This is a genomic window from Rothia endophytica (genome assembly GCF_039543885.1).
GTDB lineage: Bacteria > Actinomycetota > Actinomycetes > Actinomycetales > Micrococcaceae > Rothia > Rothia endophytica.
In genome coordinates this window covers 799,024-814,984 of record NZ_BAABKP010000001.1, presented here as the reverse complement: position 1 = coordinate 814,984, position 15,961 = coordinate 799,024, and the positions used below count along the sequence as shown (strand labels likewise).

Genomic DNA, 15,961 nt, shown 5'->3' with positions numbered 1-15,961 from the left:
ACATCAAAAATGACGGCTCTAGCCTCTAACCATAGCTCGAGTGCTTCTTGAGCAGAGACAGCGCTCGCTTTACGAAAGAAGTGACGGGTGCCCAACGAGCCCTCATTCCCTGGAGAATATGTTTGTTTTATTCTAGGTCTCTTTGCTCACTACTGGTGTCTAGCGATTACGTTCGCTCTCAACAGCAAAGCCGTCAATAGCCGCAACCTTACCCCTGCACTAAACTTAAGGTCAGTATGTCTACTTCATCTGATTCTTCCTCAAAAACTTCTAACCTGGGTGCCCTGGCTGCTGCTATGCACAAAGCCCCCACCCGAGCGTCCGAACCAGCTCGCTCTGAAACAGCTGACAAACCGGATGCACGCAAGCGCTCGCGCCGCAAGGACGAGGGCAAACAATCCAGAGGAAACAACGATAGGGGCCGGGTCCGGCAGAATCGCCGTTCGCCAGGAAGTGCAGAATCGGTAGGTAAGGACGCTCCGGTTCAACGTCTAGTACCCCAGACCATTACTTACCCCGAAGCTCTGCCAGTTTCAGCTCGCCGAGATGACATTATGGCGGCTATTCGCGATCATCAGGTCACCATCGTTGCAGGTGAGACTGGTTCGGGTAAAACCACCCAGCTGCCCAAGATGCTCTTGGAGCTGGGGCTGGCTGACCACGGCCTCATCGGTCATACCCAGCCCCGCCGTCTGGCAGCCCGTTCAGTGGCTGAGCGAATTGCTGAAGAGCTGGGCCAGAAAATTGGTGAAACCGTGGGATACCAGGTGCGTTTCACCTCTGAGGTGGGCGAGAATTCAGCGATTAAACTCATGACTGACGGTATTTTGCTGGCTGAGATTCAGCACGACCGGCTACTCAGCAAATACTCGGCCATCATCATCGATGAGGCTCACGAGCGCAGCCTCAATATTGACTTTATTCTGGGCTACCTCAAGCGCATCATGCCCCAGCGCCCGGACCTCAAAATCATCATCACCTCGGCAACCATCGACCCCGAGCGCTTTGCCCGCCACTTCTCCCCCAGCTTCGTGCCCGGCGTAGGCATTGTTGATGAATCACTGAGCGCCGAAGAGAAAGAAATAGCTGAAGCAACCCTACCCGATGACGCCCCGCCCATCATCGAGGTTTCGGGGCGCACCTACCCCGTTGAGATCCGTTACCGCCCTCTAGAGGGTACCCGCACCGGAGACGGCGGTGAAGACGATATGGATGCCGGTGACGGCCTAGAGGATGAAGACCGCGACCCTTTGGACGGCGTCCTGGATGCTATTCGTGAGCTCTCTGAAGAGGCACCCGGTGATATCCTGATTTTCTTCTCGGGTGAACGCGAAATCCGCGACGCTGAGGATGCTATCAATGACATGGTGCGCACCACCCGCCGCCTGCGAGATTACGAGGTTCTTCCCCTCTACGCCCGACTTTCTATGGCTGAACAGCACAGGGTTTTCCGTCCCGCTGGCAGGCCCCGCATCGTCCTTGCCACCAACGTTGCCGAGACCTCACTGACAGTCCCCGGCATCAAGTACGTGATTGATACCGGAACAGCCCGCGTATCGCGCTATTCAGCCCGCACCAAGGTGCAGCGCTTGCCCATTGAACGTATCTCTCAGGCCAGTGCCAACCAGCGTTCTGGCCGCTGTGGTCGAGTCTCTGACGGTATCGCTATTCGTCTTTATTCTGAAGAGGATTTCGCAGCTCGCCCTGAGTTCACTGATCCGGAAATTCTGCGCACCAACCTGGCGGCTGTCATCCTGCAGATGACCGCCATCGGCGTGGTCAAGACCCCCGCAGACATCTCGGTATTCCCCTTCGTACAGCCTCCCGAAAGCCGCGCCATCAACGATGGTGTTAACCTTCTGCGTGAGCTAGGTGCTCTTCGTGAGGCCGGAGCACAGGCAGGGAGGGGGCGGGGGCGCCGCGGCCCCGGTTCACCGCTGACCGCAGCCGGGCGGGCCATGGCTGCTCTGCCCGTTGATCCGAGGCTTGCCCGTATGATCGTTGAGGCGTCCAAGCGCGGGGTAGCTAAAGAAATGATGGTGCTGGCCGCTGCCCTGACCATCCAGGACCCCCGCGAGCGCCCGGCTGATAAACGCGGCGAAGCTGATGCTCTGCACAAGCGTTACCTGGATGAGAAATCTGACTTTTCTAGCTTCTTGTTGCTCTGGCAACATATCAATGAGAAGCAGGATGAGCTCTCTTCTAGCCAGTTCCGCAAGATGTGTCACCGAGAGTTCCTCAACTACCTGCGTATCAGGGAGTGGCAGGATCTTTTTGCTCAGCTACGCGAAATTGGACGCGGAGCAGGTATCAGCGTTAGTGGCGGGCGTGACATCGACCCAGCGGCTCATGAGGAGGCAGTACATAAGTCGCTGCTGACCGGTCTGCTCTCCCACATCGGGATTAAGGATGAAACTAACCGGCACGAATACCGCGGTGCCCGCGGCACCCGTTTCGCAATTTTCCCCGGATCTGGTCTCTTCAAGAAAAACCCGGAGTGGCTAGTCTCAGCTGAACTGGTTGAAACCAGCCGGCTCTGGGCGCGAGTCAACGCTGAAATTCAGCCAGAATGGGTCGAAGAGTTAGCTGCCCATCTGGTCAAACGTCAGTATTCTGACCCCCATTGGTCTGCTAAGCAGGGCGCGGTTCTGGCTCATGAGAAGGTCACTCTTTTTGGTGTGCCTATTATCGCTGACCGCCGGGTTCAGTACTGGCGTATTGATCCGGTAGCTGCCCGCGAGATGTTCATTCGTTCGGCTCTGATCGAGGGTGACTGGTCTACCCGTCACCGGTTCTTCGCCCGCAATCAGAAGGCACTGGCCGAGGTTGAGGAGCTGGAAGCCCGCCTGCGCCGCCGCGACCTTCGAGTAGATGACGAGACCCTTTTTGACTTCTATGATGCCCGCATCCCCGCTGATGTCGTGTCAGAGCGCCACTTTGACCGCTGGTGGAAGGAAGAGCGCACCAAAAATGAGCACCTGCTCGACTTCAACCCCGAACACCTCATTGATGAAGAGGCGGCCGACTACGATGAGTCCCTCTTCCCGCGCACCTGGCAGGTAGCCACCAGCGGCGGAGAGCTTTCTCTTGACCTGCGGTATGAGTTTGCGCCCTCAGTTTCTATAGGTGGGGTTCGCTCTTCACAGGCGCAGACCGATGGCATCGCAGTTCAGGTGCCGGTGCTCTTCTTAGGCCAGCTGGAGCCTGCCCCCTTTGAGTGGCTCATTCCGGGCCTGCGCGAGGAGCTGGTCACCGCCCTCATTAAGTCCCTGCCCAAGCAGGTCCGTAAGAACTTTGTGCCGGCCCCGGACGTCGCCCGTCAGGCGGTTAAAAAGCTGACCGAAGAATTTTCACCGCTCACCGACAGCCTCACTGAGGCGCTTGCTTTAGCTTTGCGCCGTTTGCGCGGACAAGTGGTGGACCCGGCAGAGTTCAACTGGGACGCTGTGCCCGAGCATCTTCGTTTCACCTTCCAGGTACGCAACCACAAAAATAAAATTTTGGGTGAGGGCAAGAACCTTAAAGACCTGCAGGCAAACCTGCACACTGAGATTCGTTCGGCCCTGGCGGCTTCTCTGGGAGCATCCCCTGAGACTCTTGGAGCCATGCAAGTGATGGCCGGTGGAAAGAAGAAAGGTGCGCCGGGTCAGATCTCTGCTCAGGGCACACCGGATGTCAGACCTGCACTCACCATGAAGGGCACCGAGGGCAGTGCGTCCGGGGCAAAGACTCAAGCAGTCCGCGAGGTCTCCGGGCTCACTAGCTGGCCCGATGCAGACCTCCCCCGCAAGATTGAGCGGGTCATCGCTACTCAGACGGTGGCGGGCTACCCCGCCTTAGTTGATGAAGGTACTAGCGTTGCGGTTCGCATTTTTCCCACCGAGGCTGAGGCTTTGCGCGCCCAGCGCGGTGGTGTGATTCGTCTGCTCAAGCTGGGTACCCCGTCGCCCGAACGGTATGTGAGTGATCACCTCAATAATCGTGAGAAGCTCATCTTTACCCAGAACCCCCACGGTTCCATCGATGAGCTGATTAGCGACTGCACGGTTGCGGCCATTGACCAGCTGATTCCGGCAAACCCGCCCTTTACCAAGGATGAGTACACGGAGCTTTTCAACACGGTAAGGGCTGAACTGATCGATACGGTCTTCATCATTACCAAACTCGTGGCAGATATCCTCAGTGAGGCAGCCGCCGTGCGCAAGCTCATCAAGAAAAGCACCTCCTTGGCAGTCATCCACGCTATGGGCGATCTGAAGGGTCAGCTTGAGCATCTGATTTACCCCGGTTTCGTAGCAGCTACTGGTGCAGCCCAGCTGCACCATCTGCCCCGATACCTGACCGCTATGCGCAAACGCCTGGAAAAGCTAGGGCCCAATGTGCACCGGGACAACCAGCTGATGCTCACGGTACAGACCCTTGAGGACGCCTACGACAAGGCAGTCAAGTCCCTGCCCGCTGGGCTATCCCCCAGCCCTGAGCTGGAGCAGGTCGGCTGGATGATTGAGGAGCTACGCGTCAGCTTCTTCGCCCAGGAACTAGGCACCGCTTACACCGTTTCGGAGAAGCGAATCTCCAAAGCGCTGCGCGAAGCCCTAGACGCCATGAAGAACAGCTAAAAAGAGGGGCGTTGCTACTTAGTCAGCTACGAAATCCCCGTAGCCTAGCTCGCGTAGAGCTTCGCGGAGCTTGGCTGCGGCGGCGTCCATAGCGGCGGCGTCCGGGTTGCGGTTGGCCTGCTCAAAAGTGAATTCGCTTTGATGCTGGGAGGGCCAGACGTGGATGTGGGCGTGGGGCACATCGAAGCCCGCGATGATCATGCCAACCCGCTGGGGGTCAAAGGCCTTCTGCAGGCCCTCAGAAACCTTGTGGGCTACGCCAAAGACGTGGCTGGCAAGATCTTGGGGCATATCAACCCAATGATCAATTTCCTCGCGGGGAACCACCAAGGTGTGACCGTACTGAAAGGGTTCAATGGTGAAGAAGGCGACTGCCTTTTCATCCTGCCAAATTATGCGGCCGGGGATCTCGCCCTTCATAATCATGGTGAAAACGGTGCTCATAGCTACTCTTTCTAAATGTGGACTGAGGTACCCGCAGGCAGGTACTCAAATTCGGTGCCGTATTTTTTGCCGAAGTTGGTGACGTGACCAACAATCATGTTCCTGCCATTCTCTGCCAGCAGGGAATCATGAATCTGGAATGCTTTCTGAGCCCGCACAGCAATGATGAAGTCGATTACCTCAGAAATCTTATTCCAGGGCGCGTGGAGAGGGACCAGCAGGGTTTTGACCTCGATGCCGTGAGGAACCACGAATGAGTCACCCGGGTGAAAGAGGTTGTCATCGATGAGGTAACCAACGTTGTCGATCACAGGCAGCAGAGGGTGGATTATCGCGTGCTGGCCGCCAAAGGTCTTGATGGTGAAGCCTGACAGCTCTAGCTGACCGTCAGCGGTAACGGCAGTTGCCGCGGCATTGGGCAAAGCTTTTTTGATGCTATCAACAACAGCATCTGGCGCGTGCAGGGTTACCTCGGGATTCTTTTTGAGAAAGGCGAGTACCTTCTCTTCATCAAAGTGGTCGGGGTGAACGTGAGTGATGAGAATGTGCTGTGCACCTTCCAAAGCTTCTTCCACCTCTGAGAAGCCACCGGGGTCAAGCACCAGCACGGTATCGTGATCTTCGAGACGGACGCAGGAGTGGGTGTATTTGGTAAGTTTCATATCTCTACCCTAGTAGTTTCGACGGTCACACAACAGCTGTGGGTGCCTGCCGGTGTTATTTTGTCCTGGGGTGAACGGGGCTTCCCTCCCCTGCCGGTGAACTGAGCAACGTGGATGGCTCTGCAAGGTTATTATGGACTGTAAAGCAAGATGACTTTTAACGAAAGAGGGCCTAATGGCGACCACCGCGCAGAAAACTACCGAGGTGCGCAACACAAAGCAACGACGTGCGGTGGCCGCTACTCTCGATACTCTCGAAGATTTTATTTCAGCTCAGGATCTGCACCAGCTTATGGTCTCTAAGGGCGAGTCAGTTTCTCTTGCGACGACCTACAGAATTCTTCAGTCTATGCTTTCTGCTGGCGAGGTGGAGTCCCTCAAGACAGAGGAGGGTGAGGCTATCTACCGCCGTTGCGAGTCTGAGCACCATCATCACCATTTACTCTGCCGGGTATGCGGTGCGGCGGTTGAGTTTGAGGTTCCCCAGCTTGAGGACTGGACCCTAAAAATCGCTGGCGAACACGGCTACACCGAGGTCAACCACACCATCGAGATTACCGGCGTATGTGGCAACTGTTCAGCTGGTTAGATATAAAAAGCCCGCTCTAAAATGAGCGGGCTTTTTCGTCCCCTTATGCGGCGGCGGGGGTGTGCTGAATTTCCTTGGGCTGTGTACGTCCTGAGGCGCTGTGGCGCTGACGTACGGCGCGGATTACTCTGCAGACTACGAAGATAAAGAAGGAAATGCTGGTGACGTAGGGGCTAATGGGAAGGGACCCAGCCAGTGCCAGCATGATGCCACCCACCATTGCAATCTCAGCGAAAATCACGGAAAGAATCAGAGCTTTGAGGGGGGACGCCGTTACCTGCAGGGCAGCTGCAGCGGGAGTAATCAGTAGGGCAAGAACCAGCAAGGAGCCCACTACCTGAACTGAAAGAGCGGTGGCGATACCCAGAACAATCATGAAGGCAAGAGAAAGCGTGCGAAGCGGCACGCCTTTTGCCCGAGCTACTACCGGATCAAGCGAAGCGAACATGAGGGGACGCCACATGAGGGCCAGGACACCAACAATAACGATTGCACCAATGATCATGGTGGTGAGCTGTGCGGAGTCTACCGAAACAATTTGACCGGTCAGCAGCGAGAATTTGTTGGCAGCTCGGCCTGAGTAAAGAGAGAGGAAAAGGATACCCAGCCCCAACCCAAAAGGCATGAGAGCTCCAATCACAGAATCATTTTCGTGGGCTTTTGAGCCCATGAGTGCTATCAGTAGAGCTGAGGCAATGGATCCCACCAGCGAACCGGTGACCACGTTATAGCCCAACAGGAGAAATAGCGCAGCGCCAGCAAAGGACATCTCTGCGATGGCGTGAACGGCAAAGGCGTGACGGCGCATCATGACAAAGATACCCACAAAACCACCGATAATGCCCAGCACTGCACCGGCGAAAATTGACTGGTGCAGCAGTACCACCAGCTCACCGTAGCGATCGAAGACAAAGACTTCAGAGACGAAATCTGTAAAAGTAATATTGAGTTGCACGGCTATGCACTCCGATCGGAGGTGACGGGGCGGTGTATTTCATTGATGTGGGGCCCGTGAATCAGGTCTTGTCCCTGGATACTGCAGTGATGGTCTTTTTCAGAGTGTTCCCCGCCTACTACAACATAGCGTCCGTTGGTGTGTAGGACAGAAACAGGTGTTTGGTATAGATCGGTGAGCACCTCAGAGCGCATGACTTCTTCTACGGTTCCTACGGTGAAACGTCCGCCGGCCAGGTAAAGCACCCGGTCAACGTGTTCAATAATCGGGTTGATTTCGTGGGTCACAAAGATAACCGTGGCGTTGTGTTCACGGTTGTAGCGGTGGATCAGCTCAGAAACAGCGTACTGATGGTTAAGATCCAGCGATAGCAGAGCTTCATCAGCCAGCAGAATCTGAGGATCATTAGCAAGAGACTGGGCTATCCGCAGACGCTGTTGCTCACCCCCAGAGAGAAGACCGATGGGCACATTAGCGTACTCAGTGGCTCCCACAGCTTCCAGCAGTTCATCCACTTTCGCCCGGTAATTCTTTCGCGTCAGGCGGAAGCCCCAACGGTGACCGTCCACCCCGAGCCCCACAAAATCTCTAGACCGGAGCGGTGTCTCAGAGCCGATTGCTCGTTGCTGAGGCACGTAGCCAATCCCAGAGTTTCCAAGGTGGGCAGGTTTACCGAGCACCGTTATGCTCCCCGAGCTGAGGGTAGTCAGTCCCAAGACCGTCTTGATGAACGTGGATTTGCCCGACCCATTGGGCCCGAGCACTGCAAAGTACTCGCCCTGTTGGATCTCAAGATCAAGATTTTGCCAGAGGACTCGGTGACCAAACGAAAGCCCGCCCCCGCGTACTTTTACGGCAGGGACGAGCTTAGACGGAGTAGAAGACATAGGTTTTATGCTACTGCCTTTTCAATGTTTTCGATGTTGCCTGTCATCCACTGCACATAGTTTTGGCCGTCGGGCAAAGTTTCCGAGAAGGAGGCAGTGGGTACGTGCACGCTGGTTGCAAAGTCCCAGATTTCTCTGGTCTGAGCTGTCTGGGTCTGTTCGTTAAAGGCTAGTAGATCAGCCTGCTGACCGGTCAGCACGTCTTTTGCTTCCTGTATAGTGAGCGGGGCGATGTCGCTGTTGGTTTCAACGGCCTCTACCAAATCATCGGGGGTGACATCGGTGTAGCCGGCATCCTCAAGGAGGTAACCTGGCACGGGCTCCGTGGCCAGGTAGTTACGTTCTTGAGTGGCTAGCGCCTGGGTTCGTTCCAGCAAACTTTCGAGTTCAGTAACTATCGCGGACGCCCCGTCGCGGTAACTCTGGGCATTTTTTGCATCAAGGGTTGCGAGGTCTTCTGCTACCTGGTTGGTCACCTTAATCATGGTATCCAGGTCATACCAAACATGTTCATTGTAGGTGTGCGCGTGGTCATGTTCAGCTTCTTCACCCTCATGATGGGCATGTTCCTCGTTGATATGTGCCAGCTCTTCTTCATCAAAAAGCTCGGACACTTCCACTGCATTTATAATGATCTGTTCTTTGTTATCGGAGCCCGCCATCTCTTCAAGGAAAGTGTCATACCCACCACCGTTGAGCACCACCAGGTCAGCGTCTTTTACGTTAAGACGGTCAGAGCTGGTTGCCTCGTAGGAATGGGGGTCTACTGCGGTTGAGGCAATGATGGGCGTTACTTCTACATGATCACCGGCAATCTGGGTGATGAGATCAGCATAAACATCGGTGGTGGTGACAACTTTAAGGGTGCCGTCATCGGCAGTGATGCTGTCGCCGGCTCCGCATGCTGAAAGCATCAAAGTTGCTGCCGATAGGAGGGAGATTGCACGTAGAGCCTTTTTCATCGTTTCCTCATCTTCTGCATTAGGTTGTTGTAATTCACCCTAGAGTAAATGCGAATCATTCGCAAATGAATGTCGGATGCTTTCGACCACAGAAAAGGTGGCACCACCGCCCATCGCGGTGCCACCACCTTTTCTATGGCAGAGCCATTATTTAGTCGCCAGCGCGGCGTGATGCCGCCTCCTCCCTGCGGCGCACGTGGTCCTGTGTGGTGTCCTTGATTTCACCCACCAGCTCCTCGATTACATCTTCAAGGAAGATTACACCTACGCTCTTGCCTTGGGCATCGACCACGTGCGATACGTGGGCGCGGTTGCGTTGCATGATAGCCAGTGCATCGTCAATCTCAGTTTCAGGACTCACAATGGACATTGGGCGTAGCTTGCTCCAGGCAATAGGCTGATTTACCCTTTCACCTTCGTAGGCAAGTGCATCCTTAATATGTAGGTAGCCCATGTATGTGCCGTCTGCGGGATCTTGCATGACGAATCGGGAGTAGCCGGTCTGTGCCACAGCCTTTTCAAGATCCAGCGGAGTGCAGGGGAAGTTTAAGGTGATCAGGCGATCGCGTCCCACCATAATTTCTTTTACGGATTTTGTACTGAACTCTAGCGCCCCAGAAAGTACGCCCGAACCATCATCAACGGTGCCTTCAGCGGTGGACTGCGCCACGATGCTTTGCAGCTCATCCAGGGTGAAAGTTGATGACACTTCAGCCTTAGGCTCCACTTTCATTAGCCTCAGGGCGTGGTCAGCAATCCAGTTCAGAATACCAACGAGAGGTTTGAGTAGCTGGGAAAGAGTTACCAAAGAAGGTGCAATCAATAGAGCGCTGCCTTGAGCGGCCGTTGAGACTGCCATGTTTTTGGGCACCATCTCGCCGAAAATAACGTGGAGATAGGTCACCAAAATGAGTGCGAAGGCAAAAGCTAAACCGCTGGCTAGTTCGTAGGGAATGCCCATATTTTCAAGAGGACCAGCTACCAGGTGATGGATGGCAGGTTCTGAAACGTTCAGAATGAGCAAAGAGCATACGGTAATACCCAGCTGGCAGGTTGCCAGCATGAGGGATACATTTTCAAGTGCGTAGAGCACTTTGATTGCACGCTTGTTTCCCGTAGCCGCTATGGGTTCTACTTGCGAACGTCTGGTCGCCATGATGGCAAACTCCGCACCCACGAAATAGGCATTACCTGCTAGCAGTACAAAGAGTAAGGCTATTGCTACCCAGTCGTTCATGCCTGCGCCTTCTTTCGGTCAATATCGGCGAGGTTTTCAGCCGGGTGAGGGGTGTAGCGGATGCGATCGATGCGGCGCTGTTCCATCTTTTCAATTTTGAGTGTTCCACCGGGGAGGGGCAGCGTATCCCCGGTCTCGGGAATCCGGCCCAGTTTGTCCATCATGAAGCCACCCATGGTTTCGTACGCGGGGTCATCTTCAATATCTAGAACGTTGATGTACTCGTTGATTTCATCCGGCCTCAATAATCCAGAGAAGAGGTAGTCGCCGTTTCCTACTCTAAGAGGTCGGCTGTCTAGCGAGTTGGTGTCGTGTTCATCGGACACCTCGCCGACGATTTCTTCCACGAGATCTTCGAGGGTAGTGATACCGGCGGTTCCGCCATACTCATCGAGCACTACAGCTAGCTGCAGGGCACCTTCGCGCAATTGAACAATCAGGGAGTCGAGGTGGACTGTTTCAGGCACCTGTAGAACATCTTCCATGAGAGCGCCAGCTTCTAGAGAGTCACGGCGCTCTACGGGCACGCTGACCGCTTTTTTAACGTGAATAACACCTACGATGTTGTCCTGGTCTTCGCGGTAGAGAGGAAAGCGGGAATGCCCAGTGGTGCGCGCCAGATCAATAACATCGCTCACCGGAGCAATATCTTCAAGCATGATGACCTTGCGGCGAGGGGTCATCACGTCTGCTGCGGTTAGTTCAGAGAAGGAAAGGGTTTTATCCACGAATCGGGCGGTATCTGAGTCCAGAGTGCCGAGGTCTGCTGAGCGACGCACCATGGATGATAGTTCCTCAGGTGAGCGTGCGGCAGACAGTTCCTCTTTGGCCTCCATGCCGAAGCGGTGAAGAACCCAGTTAGCCGAGCCATTAGCTGAACGGACGATAGGGCCCATTATCTTGGTAAAGAGCAACTGAGCGGGTGCTAGAACCCTCGCTACGCGATAGGCTTCAGCGATAGCGAGGTTTTTGGGAATCAGCTCACCAACAATCATGGAAAGGAGGGTTGCAAAGACCATCGCGCCCACCAGCGAGATTAGACGAGCAGCACCCTCGGAGAAACCCCAGGAGGCGATGGTGTCGGTCGTCAGAGCCTGCAGTGCACTGTCCAGGGTATAACCGGTCAGCAGAGTTGTGAGAGTGATACCAAGCTGACAGCTGGAGAGCTGAGTCGACAGGGACTTGAGGCAGGCTAGAACCTTAACTCCCGCTTTATCGCCGCGTTCAATTTCCTGTTGCACCTTGGTCTGATCCAGTGCTACCAGTGCGAATTCGACCGCTACGAAAAAACCGGTGCCCAGGATGAGCAGAAGACCGAAGATGAGAAGTAGCCATTCCACTAGATTGTCACTCCTTGAGTTTTCGTCACTCTGAGAGCGAATGTAGACTTCGAAGTGGCCAGGGGCTGGGAGGTGAGCGTGAAGGCTCTAACCTCGTGAGGCCGCATCTTAGGGCGGCAACTGTAAGGATCGTCCATGGTGTCTTATTCTAGCTAAAACTTGTGGAGGCTTTCACGGTCAAGAGCCAAGTTCTCTGCCTGCGAAAAGCGTTAGGTGAGCGACTCTATACCAGTTAAGTTTCCACCAAAACGCACCCCAAAGGTAATGTATTGGTCATTTTGACCGCCAGTTGGCAAAGCTTTCACCTGAAAATATTGCACGCTGCGTGTCATATATCGTTCGCTGTGTTGGACGTATGGCCTTATCACTTCTAAACTGTACAAAGATATGCGTTACATCACGCACCCAATGGAGTGTGCGATGAACTCGCAGGCGCGCCAGTCGGTGCGTTAACTGTAATCACAAGAGATGGAAGAGGCGTAAGTCCAGTGCCAAACCAGTCAGAGCGCACAGTACCCGAAGAGTTCGCGGGTAACGAATGGCTTGTCGAAGAGCTTTTTGAGAAGTTCGAGACAGACCGAAACTCGGTCGATGAAAAGTGGTGGCCCCTCTTCGATCAGTGGGCTGGCACCGTCGCTAGCTCTGAAACCGATCAGAAGTCAGCCCCTATAGAGCAGACACCCGACACTGTTTCCCCCGGCCCTGAGACCGTAGCCAAGGTCGAAAAGTCTGGTTCAGCGGTTCTTCCTGCGGCTCAGGAATCTAAGCCTGCCACTAAGCAGCCGGTGGCAAAGTCCACTACTGCCCCCTCCAAGGAAACTTCTCAGAGACCTGCGAAGGCGCCCGAAGCACCGGAAGAGGATAAGGTCATAACCCTCCGCGGGCCAGCTAAGGCTGTAGCCACCAATATGGACGAGTCCCTGAGCGTCCCTACCGCCACCACGGTGCGCGCGATTCCCGCCAAGCTTCTCATCGATAACCGCACTGAGATTAACAGCTACCTCACCCGAACTCGTGGTGGAAAGGTTTCCTTTACCCACATCATCGGATACGCCATCATTCGCGCCCTGGCGAACTTCCCCTCCATGAATGTCAGTTACGGCGAGGACGCCAAGGGCAAGCCTGCTGCTATCCAACACGCTCACGTCAACTTTGGCCTAGCCATTGACCTTCCTCGCCCTGACGGTTCCCGCAATCTGGTCGTTCCCAACATCAAGGGAGCTGAGAAACTTTCCTTCTCAGAGTTCTGGAATGAATACAACGACATCGTTAAGCGTGGGCGCAATGGTGAGCTGAGCGTCGAAGACTTCAAGGGCACCACTGTTTCACTGACTAATCCCGGCGGTATCGGCACCGTCCACTCGGTCCCCCGCCTTTCAAAGGGTCAAGCCGCGATTATCGGCGCAGGTGCATTGGACTACCCCGCTGAATACCGCGGCACCTCAGAGAAGGTCATCGCCCGCAATGGCGTCTCCAAGATACTGACCCTCACCTCCACCTATGACCACCGCGTCATCCAGGGTGCTGGCTCGGGTGAATTCCTTAAGATCATTGAGCACTACCTCTTAGGTGGAGATGGCTTTTACGACCAGATTTTCCAGGATCTTCGTATCCCCTTTGAACCGGTCCGCTGGGCCCGTGATAACCAGGTAAACCCTGAATCAGAGGTCTCCAAGGTTGCCCGCATCCAGCAGCTGATTCACGCTTACCGCGTGCGCGGTCACCTGGTCGCCCAGACCAATCCCATCGGCTACGAGATGCTCTCCCACCCAGACCTGCGCCTAGAGAACTACGGCCTTACTCTGTGGGATCTGGATCGCCACTGGCCTACCGGTGGCTTCGGTGAGAACGAAACCTTGGCTCTACGCACCATCTTGGAGCTACTGCGTGAGGCCTACACCGGAACCCTGGGTGTGGAGTACATGTACATCGAAACCCCAGCGGAGCGCGCCTGGTTCCAGGAGCGCCTAGAGCACGGCTACACCAAACCCAGCCGTGATGAGCAGTTCCGCGTTCTTGGCACCCTCAATGCTGCTGAGGCCTTCGAAACCTTCTTGCAGACCAAATACCTTGGTCAGAAGCGCTTCTCACTAGAAGGTGGCGAATCCCTGATTCCTCTTCTGGATTCAGTGATTTCTGAGGCAGCGGATTCCGGCCTCAACGGTGTTGGTATTGGCATGGCTCACCGCGGTCGTCTCAACGTGTTAACCAACATTGCCGGTAAGTCCTATGCCCAGATTTTCCGTGAGTTCGAGGGTCAGATGGACCCCCGCCTCACCGGCGGCTCTGGCGATGTGAAGTACCACCTGGGCACTGAAGGTCTCTTCACCTCCCACAACGGTAACCAGACACAGGTCTACCTGGCAGCTAACCCCTCCCACCTCGAAGCGGTCAATACTGTGCTTGAGGGCATCGTCCGCGCAAAGCAGGATGCTCTGGCCGAGCAGGGTGTGGGCGGCTACCCCGTTCTTCCCATCCTGGTTCACGGCGATGCGGCCTTTGCTGGCCAGGGTATTGTCATGGAAACCCTGCAGATGTCAAGGCTGGACGGATTCACCACCGGCGGCACCGTTCACATCGTGGTTAACAACCAGGTTGGCTTCACCACCACTCCCCGTGAAGGACGCACCGCCACCTACTCCACCGATATCGCTCGTATGGTTCAGGCTCCTGTTCTGCATGTCAATGCAGATGACCCCGAGGCCGTCGTCCGCGCAGGCGCCATCGCTTTTGAGTACCGCCAAGCCTTCAATAAAGATGTCGTCATTGATCTGGTGTGCTACCGCCGCCGCGGTCACAACGAGGCTGATGATCCCTCGATGACCCAGCCCAAGATGTACCAGCAGATTGAGCAAATCCCTTCTACCCGCAAGATTTACACCGAGGCCCTGGTTGGCCGTGGTGACATTACCAAGGAAGAAGCTGAGCGCGTACTGCGTGACTACCAGGGACGCTTGGAGCAGATCTTTACCGAGACCCACGAGGCTCAGTCCTCATCCGCTCCGCTGGTGACCGCTGACGCAGCTGCTGTTTCAAACATTGAGCGTCCTGCTGCCCAGCAGAACGAAGACTCCGTCCAGGTTGCAGGTTCCACGGCAATTTCACCTGAAGTTCTCGCACAGATCGGTCAGGCTTTCGGCAATGTCCCTGAAGGCTTTACCGTGCACAAGAAGCTTAAGAAGCTCCTTGAACAGCGTATAGCGATGTCGACTGAAGGTGGCATCAACTGGGGCTTCGGCGAGCTTGCTGCCTTCGCTTCCCTACTTCTTGAGGGTAAGAATGTTCGTTTGACCGGTCAGGACGTTCAGCGCGGCACCTTCGTGCAACGTCACTCTGTGCTGCACGATAGCGTGACCGATGAAGAGTGGAACCCGTTGCAGAACCTCTCACCCACCCAGGGTAAGTACACCATCTACAACTCCTTCCTCTCGGAATACGGTGTGATGGGCTTCGAGTACGGCTACTCCGTTGAACGCCCCGACTCATTAGTGCTCTGGGAAGCTCAGTTCGGTGACTTTGCAAATGGTGCGCAGACCATCGTTGATGAGTTCATTTCATCGGCAGAGCAGAAATGGGCTCAGCGCTCATCCCTCGTGCTGCTCCTTCCCCACGGCTTTGAGGGCCAGGGCCCTGACCATTCATCTGCCCGTATGGAGCGTTATCTGCAGCTGTGCGCCGAGAACAACATGACGGTAGCTGTGCCATCCACCCCGGCGTCCTACTTCCACCTGTTGCGGCGCCAGGCACACTCACGCCCCCATAAGCCCCTCATTGTGATTACTCCTAAACAGCTTCTGCGTCTCAAAGCGGCGGCTTCCTCCGTGGAAGACTTCACTCAGGGCAGCTTCAAACCGGTCATCGAGGATCAAGCTAACCTGTCCCCCAACGAGGTAACCAACCTGGTCTTCGTTTCGGGCCGCCTCTACTACGATCTTGAAGCAGAGCGGGCCAAGCGCAAGGACCAGAGCACCGCCCTGATACGAGTAGAGCAGCTCTACCCGCTGCCGGTAGCAGAGATTAAAGAGCAGATTGCAAACTACCCCAACGCAGAGCTTGTGTGGGCTCAGGATGAGCCGGCCAACCAGGGTCAGTGGCCTTTCATGGCGCTGAACCTTATGCCTCTGGTGGATTATAAGATTCGTCTTATCTCGCGTCCTGCCGCGGCGTCCCCCGCTGCTGGTACCGGTAAGCGCCACCAGCGCGAGCTCGATAACCTCATTTCAGAGGTCTTTGACCGCTAAAAGCTAGGCACTGAGGAAAACGGGC

General features: G+C 55.4%; 10 protein-coding genes. 3 read left to right on the top strand and 7 right to left on the bottom strand.

The window, feature by feature from the left end; translation table 11 throughout:
* Positions 1-236 precede the first annotated feature (236 nt).
* On the top strand, positions 237-4,619 hold the full coding sequence (gene hrpA, locus ABD982_RS03645) for an ATP-dependent RNA helicase HrpA (protein WP_345444825.1): 4,383 nt from the start codon (positions 237-239) through the stop codon (positions 4,617-4,619).
* 18 nt (positions 4,620-4,637) lie between these two features.
* On the opposite strand, the gene ABD982_RS03640 is transcribed toward hrpA, so the two are convergent.
* Complete coding sequence (locus tag ABD982_RS03640; protein ID WP_251379028.1) at positions 4,638-5,063, bottom strand: HIT family protein; 426 nt, start codon at positions 5,061-5,063, stop codon at positions 4,638-4,640.
* Between the two features lie 11 nt (positions 5,064-5,074).
* Positions 5,075-5,725 (bottom strand): MBL fold metallo-hydrolase, encoded by a 651-nt coding sequence (locus tag ABD982_RS03635; protein WP_251379029.1) that lies wholly within the window; start codon positions 5,723-5,725, stop codon positions 5,075-5,077.
* 175 nt (positions 5,726-5,900) lie between these two features.
* On the opposite strand from ABD982_RS03635, the gene ABD982_RS03630 reads away from it, so the two are divergent.
* Positions 5,901-6,314, top strand: a complete 414-nt coding sequence (locus ABD982_RS03630) for a Fur family transcriptional regulator (RefSeq protein ID WP_251379030.1) — start codon at positions 5,901-5,903, stop codon at positions 6,312-6,314.
* 43 nt (positions 6,315-6,357) lie between these two features.
* On the opposite strand, the gene ABD982_RS03625 is transcribed toward ABD982_RS03630, so the two are convergent.
* The 5 genes from ABD982_RS03625 to ABD982_RS03605 all read right to left on the bottom strand — a co-directional run bounded on the left by ABD982_RS03625 (position 6,358) and on the right by ABD982_RS03605 (position 11,695).
* Positions 6,358-7,269, bottom strand: a complete 912-nt coding sequence (locus tag ABD982_RS03625; protein WP_251379031.1) for a metal ABC transporter permease — start codon at positions 7,267-7,269, stop codon at positions 6,358-6,360.
* Positions 7,270-7,271: 2 nt separating this feature from the next.
* Complete coding sequence (locus tag ABD982_RS03620; protein ID WP_251379032.1) at positions 7,272-8,156, bottom strand: metal ABC transporter ATP-binding protein; 885 nt, start codon at positions 8,154-8,156, stop codon at positions 7,272-7,274.
* Positions 8,157-8,161: 5 nt separating this feature from the next.
* Positions 8,162-9,118: a metal ABC transporter substrate-binding protein gene (locus tag ABD982_RS03615; protein WP_251379033.1), complete on the bottom strand. Its 957-nt coding sequence runs from the start codon at positions 9,116-9,118 to the stop codon at positions 8,162-8,164.
* Between the two features lie 151 nt (positions 9,119-9,269).
* Complete coding sequence (locus ABD982_RS03610; protein WP_251379034.1) at positions 9,270-10,355, bottom strand: hemolysin family protein; 1,086 nt, start codon at positions 10,353-10,355, stop codon at positions 9,270-9,272.
* Positions 10,352-11,695 (bottom strand): hemolysin family protein, encoded by a 1,344-nt coding sequence (locus ABD982_RS03605; protein ID WP_345444817.1) that lies wholly within the window; start codon positions 11,693-11,695, stop codon positions 10,352-10,354. The genes ABD982_RS03610 and ABD982_RS03605 overlap by 4 nt, the downstream gene beginning before the upstream one ends.
* A 488-nt stretch (positions 11,696-12,183) precedes the next feature.
* Between ABD982_RS03605 and ABD982_RS03600 the strand changes: the two genes are divergently transcribed.
* Positions 12,184-15,936 carry a multifunctional oxoglutarate decarboxylase/oxoglutarate dehydrogenase thiamine pyrophosphate-binding subunit/dihydrolipoyllysine-residue succinyltransferase subunit gene (locus ABD982_RS03600; RefSeq protein ID WP_345444815.1) on the top strand — a complete coding sequence of 1,251 codons (3,753 nt, stop codon included), beginning with the start codon at positions 12,184-12,186 and terminating at the stop codon, positions 15,934-15,936.
* The last annotated feature ends 25 nt before the right edge of the window (positions 15,937-15,961 follow it).

Excerpts from the sequence above, each read along its gene's own strand:
- hrpA (WP_345444825.1), top strand. The coding sequence starts at position 237 with ATGTCTACTTCATCTGATTCTTCCTCAAAAACTTCTAACCTGGGTGCC.
- ABD982_RS03640 (WP_251379028.1), bottom strand. The coding sequence starts at position 5,063 with ATGAGCACCGTTTTCACCATGATTATGAAGGGCGAGATCCCCGGCCGC.
- ABD982_RS03635 (WP_251379029.1), bottom strand. The coding sequence starts at position 5,725 with ATGAAACTTACCAAATACACCCACTCCTGCGTCCGTCTCGAAGATCAC.
- ABD982_RS03630 (WP_251379030.1), top strand. The coding sequence starts at position 5,901 with ATGGCGACCACCGCGCAGAAAACTACCGAGGTGCGCAACACAAAGCAA.
- ABD982_RS03620 (WP_251379032.1), bottom strand. The coding sequence starts at position 8,156 with ATGTCTTCTACTCCGTCTAAGCTCGTCCCTGCCGTAAAAGTACGCGGG.
- ABD982_RS03615 (WP_251379033.1), bottom strand. The coding sequence starts at position 9,118 with ATGAAAAAGGCTCTACGTGCAATCTCCCTCCTATCGGCAGCAACTTTG.
- ABD982_RS03610 (WP_251379034.1), bottom strand. The coding sequence starts at position 10,355 with ATGAACGACTGGGTAGCAATAGCCTTACTCTTTGTACTGCTAGCAGGT.